Raw genomic sequence first — 6851 nt, 5'->3', positions numbered from 1 at the left:
AGGCGTCGTATGACGACGACAAGAACCTCGGCATCGCGGCGAATGTCGCCTACGATATCGTCCCCGGTCTGACGATCACGGCCGAAGTCGACTACGTCAACGTCGGCGACTCAAACTGGACCAACGCGGATGACGACGACGCCATCGGCGGCCTCCTCCGCTTCCAGCGCTCGTTCTAAGGGCTGGACTTAAAGCAAGTGAAATCCAGCCCGGGCGCTTTAACGCCCGGGCTGTTTTTGTTTTCGCGACTGGTAGCAAACAGAAGGAAAAGGGGGTTCGGTAGCTGAACAGGGTTGTGGAACGATGTCGTTGGGATCCGCCAGTGGTGGATGAGATCGCCCGCAGCGCTTAAAACTCTTGAAAGGGCACCACCAAGCAGGTAGGTCTAGGCCTATCCACTCGGGGGTGTGGCGAATAATGACGAACGATGCGATTCAAGAGGGAGGAACCTCTGATCATTTTTCGATATTTTCTTCTCAGGCGACAAAGATAAAATACAGTTATAACAAGATACGAGAAGTAAAGTCGCATAGGATCGGAGAACTGTTTTCAGCATACCGGGACATACTTTGGGATGATGGCCGGCACAAATACAATGTCAGCTCCTTCATCGGCGAAATAGACGAAATCCTCCTTGGGGAGCGTTTCAGCGCCTTTGACCAAAGCACCCTCGACAACCTTATCGGCACCTTGCGTCAGCGCGGCAACAGCAACGCAACCATCAACCGGAAGATGGCTGCCCTCAGCAAACTGCTGCGCAAGGCTCACAAGATGGGGGATATCCACAGCCTGCCCGAGTTCCGCCGCCAGAAGGAGCGGGCGGGACGGATTCGTTTCCTCGAAAGAGACGAGGAGGCCCGGCTGTTCGCCGCCATCAAGAGCCGCAGCGAGGATGCTTATCGGCTTTCCGTCTTTCTCGTCGACACCGGCTGCCGCCTCGGCGAAGCGCTGGGCTTGATCTGGAACGATATCCAGGAGCACCGCGTCAGTTTCTGGATCACCAAATCCGGCCGCAGCCGCACCATTCCGATGACCGAGCGGGTAAAAGAGGTGATCAAGCTGCCGGCCGCCGAGGGCCGCCGGCCCAAAGGCCCGTTCACCAAGCTCAGCCAGGCGCAGTTTCGCGCCATCTGGAACGACTCCAAGGCCGAAGTCGGGCTTGGCGCCGACGATCAGGTCGTGCCGCACATATTGCGCCATACTTGTGCCTCGCGTCTCGTCCAGGGCGGCATCGATATCAGGCGCGTGCAGATGTGGCTCGGCCATCAGACGCTGTCGATGACCATGCGCTATGCGCATCTGGCCACCAACGACCTCGACGGCTGCGTCACTGTGCTGGAGACGCCGCGGTGCAGTGGCTCGGACATCAGCGGTGCAAGCACTTTGTCTTCTCATCCTCCGGCGAGGCGAGAGCCAAAAAGTGAGCCAGCCGCAAGCGAGGCCCCAAAGCCCGCAAAGAGAAGCGCCAAATCCTGACGGATCTGACGTGAGATATCAGCCAGCCGCTCAGGTTTGCGCTTCCGCTCATTGCCCTGCCGGGCATTTCTCTCCCTGTAGTGACGGGGAGAAAGGCGCCCTTGCGAAAGATTTCAACGGAACTGTCAACGGCCGTCGGAATGCTTTGGCCGACGCAAAACCTGCGCGTGAAGTACTTTGCTCGGTCGAGCTTTACTTCCTGCCACCCCGCCGCTCCGCCCGCTCGAAAAAACCAGCGATCCTGCCCGGCAGGATCCCGGACTCCAAGAACGGTGCATGCCCCTGGCCGTCGACCGTGATCGTTTCGATGTCGGCATGGCGCGTGCGCATCTGCTCGAGTGTTTCCGCGGACAGCAGCTTCGAGTTGGCGCCGCGTATGACGAGCATCGGGACCGCAGCCAGCGCGTCGAACTGCGGCCACAGATCAGGCAGCGGCTGAGTGAGGTCTAGGCCCGCCAGCGTGTCGACCAGTTTCGGGTCGAAGTCGGGCAGAAATCCCTCCTTGGTCTCGCGGTAGAGGGCTGACGCCATCCGCTCCCAATCCGCATCGGTCAGGGCCGGAAAATCCGGGCCATGGATGCTGCGCAGGTCGCGGACCACCTCGGCGTACGTCTTCGGCCTTGGCATGGTGTCGAGATAGGAGCGGATATGGGCGAGACCTTGCGCCTCGATCACCGGGCCGATGTCGTTGAAGACGATGGCCTTCAGCACGGCCGGCCGCATCGCCCCGAGCACATGGATGATCAGTCCGCCGCGCGACGTGCCGATGAAGGCAGCCTCCTCGATGCTCAGCGCCGCCAGCCCGGCGAGAATATCGCCAGCTTCGATCCGGATATTGTAATGGCCGATATCGGCATCGTAGGCGGACTGCCCGCGCCCGCGATAGTCGAAAACGACGACCTTGCGCTTCGCCCGCATCGACAGATAAAGCGCCAGCTCGTGGAAATCACGGCAATTGCGGGTCAGGCCGGGCAGGCAAACGACTGGCCAATGGCCGGAATTCGCTTCGCCGTAGATGCGGGCGTGCAGGGACAGCCCGTCCGGCGCGGCGTAGAAGAAATCGGAAAAACCCTGCTCGATTGCCATATGGACCGCTTCCTCGCAGTTGCCGGATCGTTCCCGACTGCTACAGGCGAGGGCAGAGACGGTCAAATCGAAGCGTCGGCGCTGAGAATCTTCGAGATGTCGGCGGACAGCGCCCCCCTCTGGCGTGCCGGCCATCTCCCCCACAAGCGTACCCTCAAAGGGGGGAGATCGGCCATCATCTCAGTTTTCGATAACATCCCAAGTTGCAGAAAAGTACCCCTCAGCGAAGCTGCCAATATCCCCACTAGAGGGGGAGATGTCCGGCAGGACAGAGGGGGGCGCGGAGGATCGCAGCCTGACTTGGCTTGAGGCCCGGTCGTCACCCCCGGCCGTTCACCAGATCCCCGACAATGTCGTATTTGCCGGAGATACGCATCTTGTAGACCTCGTAGTTCTCCATCACGCGCTGGACGTAACTTCTTGTTTCCGTATAGGGAATCCGCTCGATCCAGTCGACGATGGCGTCGACGTCCTTGCCGCGCGGGTCGCCGTATTTCGCCACCCATTGGGCGGCGCGGGCGGGGCCGGCATTGTAGCCTGCGAAGGTCAGCACGTAGGAGCCATCGAAACGGCCGAGCTGCTCGCCGAGAAAGGCAGCGCCCAGCGTTGCATTGTAGCCGGCATCGGTGGTCAGCCGGGCCTGAGAAAATGTCATGCCGGCCTTCTTCGCCAATTGCTTGGCGGTGCCCGGCATCAGCTGCAGCAGTCCGCGCGCGCCGGCGCTGGAGACGGCGCCGATGTTGAATTCGCTTTCCTGCCGGGCAATCGCATAGGCCAGCGCCTTGCCCGAGCCGGTGATGTTGGCGGTGTCGGGAATGACGCCGAGCGGATGCGACAGCGCGCCGACGTCGATGCCGCGGGCGCCGGCGATCTTGCCGACCTTCAGCGCCATGAAATGGTTGCCTTGTCTTTCCGCCAGCGCCGCAAGCAGCGCAAGTTCGCCGGGGCTGTTCAGCTGCCCGGCAAGGTCGCGGTAGAGCGTTTCGGCGTAGCGGTCATAGCCGGCCTCCTGCAGCCGCTTGATGGCGCTGACCGCCTCGCGGGTGGCAAAATTCCGACGGTCGGCGGCACTTGGCTGGGGGTAGACGATGTTCAGGGTCTGCCGGCCGACGCGCTCGCCGGCGAGCTGGCCGTAAAAGGTCGTGCCGTAGCTGGCGGCGCGGCTGAAATAATCCTTGGCATTGCCGGGTCCGCCGACTTCGGCAGCGCGGCCGAGCCAGTAATAGGCGCGCGACAGCGACATCGGCCCTTGGGCGAGCTCCGCGATTCGCGCAAAATGCTTGGCGGCGGTGCCGGGATCGTTGAGGCCGCGCAGCGCGTACCAGCCGGCGTGGAATTCCGCCTCGGCGGCATTGGCGGCACTTTCGGCGGCGTGCGCGGCGACTATTCTGTAGGCGGTCTTCATGTCGCCCTGGTCGACCAGCTCGCGCGACAGCACCCGGCGCTCGACCCACCAGGCGTCCGGATCGACCAGCGCGTCACGGTCGCCCGGCGCTTTCATCACCAGCGCGGCGGCGTCGGAAAATTTCTGCTGCTTGCGCAGATATTCGGCTTCGGCAAAGAGATAGCCAGCCGCCCGCTGCGCTGTCGGCACCGCCTTCAGCAGCTTGGCCGCGTTCTTGTCGCCTTTGGTGACTGCCGCCCAGGCGTCGGCCAATTGCTGGGCGCCGGCGAGACCGGCGACGCGCAGCGCCGAAGCGACCCGGTCGGCATAGAACATGCGCTCCATGCGGAAGCGATGGTCGGCGGCCGGGATCAGCGCGCCGAACTCGCGGATGACCGCCGCCTCGTCCCTGGCTTCGAGCTTTTCGGTGCGCCAGAATGGCGACAGCACCGAGCGCGCCGCCTTCGTATCGCCCAGCGCTACATAGGAGCGGGCCAGGATCACCACGCCCTCGAAGGTCAGCGGCTGGCTGCCGTCGAACGCCCGCACCACGACATGTGGCGCGGGGTTCTCGCGATAGAGCGCGCGCTCGCTGTTCTTGCGCAAGGCGATCGTGCCCGGCCAGTTCGGCAGCATCTTCGCGGCATCGGCGATGTCGCCGCTCGGCACCTGGTCGCCGCCATAAAGCGCTATCGCCCAGGCAAGGATGTGCCGGTCGAGCGATTTGGCCAGCAGCGCCTCGCGCATCTGGCGCGCGCGCTGAATGTCGTTTGCCGCCAGCGCGTCGAGACCGCTCTTCAGCACCGCAACGCTGGCGGACGGCGACGGGGACTGCGGCAGCGCATCGTTGTCCGGCGCCGTCATCGGGATCGCCGACGTGACCCGCATATCGACGCTGCCGCCGATCGCCGCGCCGGGTATCAGCGCGACGATCGCGCCGAAAAGCGCGAAAAGATGAGGCCGCCTGGCCGGCATGGATCTGGTCATTTCCTGTTCTTCGACGTTACAACAGGCACAGTTGAACCGAAGCCTATTCGTCGGTGGTGAAGGGCCCGTAAAGAAACTTTGTCGAGGTCGTTCGAATTGCGATTGCCGGCGCAATGCTTGCCGCGCAACAATGTCGAGACTATGGTGCGCCGCTTCGCTTTCGGCTAGAAGGCGCGCACGACAAAACCCGAAAGGCCCCAAGGAGTTGGACGACATGCTGAGAGGCTCGCTGACCGCGCTCGTTACACCGTTCGAAAAGAGCGGCCGTTTCGACGAGAAAGCCTTTCGCGCGTTCATCGCGTGGCAGATCGCCGAAGGCACGACGGGCGTGGTCCCGGTCGGCACCACCGGCGAGTCGCCGACGCTGTCGCATGACGAGCACCGCCAAGTCGTCAAGGTTTGCATCGAGGTCGCCAAGGGCCGGGTTCCGGTCGTCGCCGGCGCCGGCTCCAACAACACCGAAGAGGCGGTCGGCCTGGTTCAGTATGCCGAGAAGGCGGGCGCCGACGCGGCCCTTGTCGTCACGCCCTATTACAACAGGCCGACGCAGCGCGGCCTCTATGCGCATTTCGCCGCCGTCGCCAAGGCGACCAGCCTGCCGATCATCATCTACAACATTCCACCGCGCTCGGTGGTCGACATGAGCCCGGAGACGATGGGGCAATTGGTACACGACTTCAAGAACATCGTCGGCGTCAAGGATGCTACCGGCAAGGTCGAGCGGGTTTCAGAGCAGCGCGCCACTTGCGGTAAGGATTTCATCCAGCTCTCCGGCGAAGACGCCTCGGCACTCGGCTTCAACGCGCATGGCGGTGTCGGTTGCATCTCGGTGACAGCAAATGTCGCGCCCAGGCTCTGCGCCGAATTCCAGGAGGCAACGCTTTCCGGCGACAGCGCCAAGGCGCTCGACCTGCAGGACCGTCTGTTGCCGCTGCATAAGGCGATTTTCATGGAGCCCGGCGTTTCCGGCGCGAAATATGCGCTGTCGAAGCTGGGCAAGGTCGAAAACGTGCTGCGCTCGCCGCTAATGACGGTCGAGCCGTCGACCGCCGAGAAGATCGACGCAGCGATGAAGCACGCCGGCTTGATAAACTAGGGATGAGGCGCCACCTCTCCGCATCATGAATCAAGTCAGAAAAGCCGATCCTAACAACAAGACCGTTGCGGAAAACCGCAAGGCGCGGTTTTCCTATGAGGTGCTCGACACGATCGAGGCCGGCCTGGTGCTGACCGGTACCGAAGTGAAATCGCTGCGCCAGGGCCAGGCCAACATCCAGGACAGCTACGCCTCGGTCGAGGGCGGCGAGATCTGGCTGATCAACTCCTATCTGCCGGAATACCTGCAGGCCAACCGCTTTAACCACGAGCCACGCCGCCGCCGCAAACTCCTGCTCAACAAGCGCGAGATGGCCAAGCTGGCGCAAAGCGTCGACCGCGAAGGCATGACGCTGGTGCCGCTGAAGATCTACTTCAATGACCAGGGCCGTGCCAAGCTGCTGCTCGCCGTTGGCCGCGGCAAGAAGCTGCACGACAAGCGCGAGACCGAAAAGCAGCGCGACTGGTCGCGCGAGAAGGGCCGGCTGCTGAAAGAGCGTGGCTAGACCAGTTAGAACCCGGTTAAGACGTCGGGTTTTATGTGGCGTCTCTAATATAATAGAGGTCGCGCTCTCAGATCGTTTTCTGTTTGACCTTTCGGTATTTTTGATCTTACTTCCCTTTCGGATCGGGGGTCTTTGACAGTGAAAAACAGAATTTTTCTTCTGCTTGCGGCGGTGGCCGTCTTTACCGGGTGTCAATCCACACAAGCCCCGTCGGAGCAAACATCCAAATTCCGTACCTGCAAAAGTTTTGACGGCCCCTTCCAGATTCCCGCTTCCCAGCAATGCCCGTTGAGCGGCTACGCGCAGGGTTCCGGAGT

Annotated in this window: 6 protein-coding genes; 4 read left to right on the top strand and 2 right to left on the bottom strand. The window is 62.4% G+C overall.

What is annotated here, in order from left to right:
- Together NKH98_RS32580 and NKH98_RS32575 are read left to right on the top strand one after the other, a co-directional pair.
- Positions 1-179: porin (locus NKH98_RS32580; protein ID WP_352904277.1), on the top strand; the 179-nt coding region annotated here is incomplete at its 5' end.
- A 238-nt stretch (positions 180-417) separates the two neighbouring features.
- A complete protein-coding gene (locus NKH98_RS32575; RefSeq protein ID WP_352904275.1) occupies positions 418-1476 on the top strand; it encodes a tyrosine-type recombinase/integrase in 1059 nt (352 codons plus the stop codon).
- A 192-nt stretch (positions 1477-1668) separates the two neighbouring features.
- Here NKH98_RS32575 and NKH98_RS32570 read toward each other — a convergent pair whose 3' ends face one another.
- On the bottom strand, positions 1669-2562 hold the full coding sequence (locus tag NKH98_RS32570) for an alpha/beta fold hydrolase (protein ID WP_352904274.1): 894 nt from the start codon (positions 2560-2562) through the stop codon (positions 1669-1671).
- 319 nt (positions 2563-2881) lie between these two features.
- A complete protein-coding gene (locus NKH98_RS32565) occupies positions 2882-4921 on the bottom strand; it encodes a lytic transglycosylase domain-containing protein (protein WP_352904276.1) in 2040 nt (679 codons plus the stop codon).
- A 226-nt stretch (positions 4922-5147) separates the two neighbouring features.
- Here NKH98_RS32565 and dapA point away from each other — a divergent pair, with 226 nt between their 5' ends.
- Together dapA and smpB are read left to right on the top strand one after the other, a co-directional pair.
- Positions 5148-6029, top strand: coding sequence for a 4-hydroxy-tetrahydrodipicolinate synthase (gene dapA / locus NKH98_RS32560; protein ID WP_254820184.1), 882 nt, complete (start codon positions 5148-5150; stop codon positions 6027-6029).
- A 25-nt stretch (positions 6030-6054) separates the two neighbouring features.
- Positions 6055-6534: an SsrA-binding protein SmpB gene (gene smpB, locus NKH98_RS32555; protein WP_023768487.1), complete on the top strand. Its 480-nt coding sequence runs from the start codon at positions 6055-6057 to the stop codon at positions 6532-6534.
- Positions 6535-6851: the final 317 nt, after the last annotated feature.

It is taken from the genome of Mesorhizobium sp. M0833 (assembly GCF_040319905.1).
Classification (GTDB): domain Bacteria; phylum Pseudomonadota; class Alphaproteobacteria; order Rhizobiales; family Rhizobiaceae; genus Mesorhizobium.
The sequence above is the reverse complement of the archived record's forward strand: the minus strand, read 5'-3'. Positions and strand labels throughout refer to the sequence as shown.

Coding starts and splice junctions, on each gene's coding strand:
- NKH98_RS32575 (WP_352904275.1), top strand. CDS start 418: ATGACGAACGATGCGATTCAAGAGGGAGGAACCTCTGATCATTTTTCG.
- NKH98_RS32565 (WP_352904276.1), bottom strand. CDS start 4,921: ATGCCGGCCAGGCGGCCTCATCTTTTCGCGCTTTTCGGCGCGATCGTC.
- smpB (WP_023768487.1), top strand. CDS start 6,055: ATGAATCAAGTCAGAAAAGCCGATCCTAACAACAAGACCGTTGCGGAA.
- dapA (WP_254820184.1), top strand. CDS start 5,148: ATGCTGAGAGGCTCGCTGACCGCGCTCGTTACACCGTTCGAAAAGAGC.
- NKH98_RS32570 (WP_352904274.1), bottom strand. CDS start 2,562: ATGGCAATCGAGCAGGGTTTTTCCGATTTCTTCTACGCCGCGCCGGAC.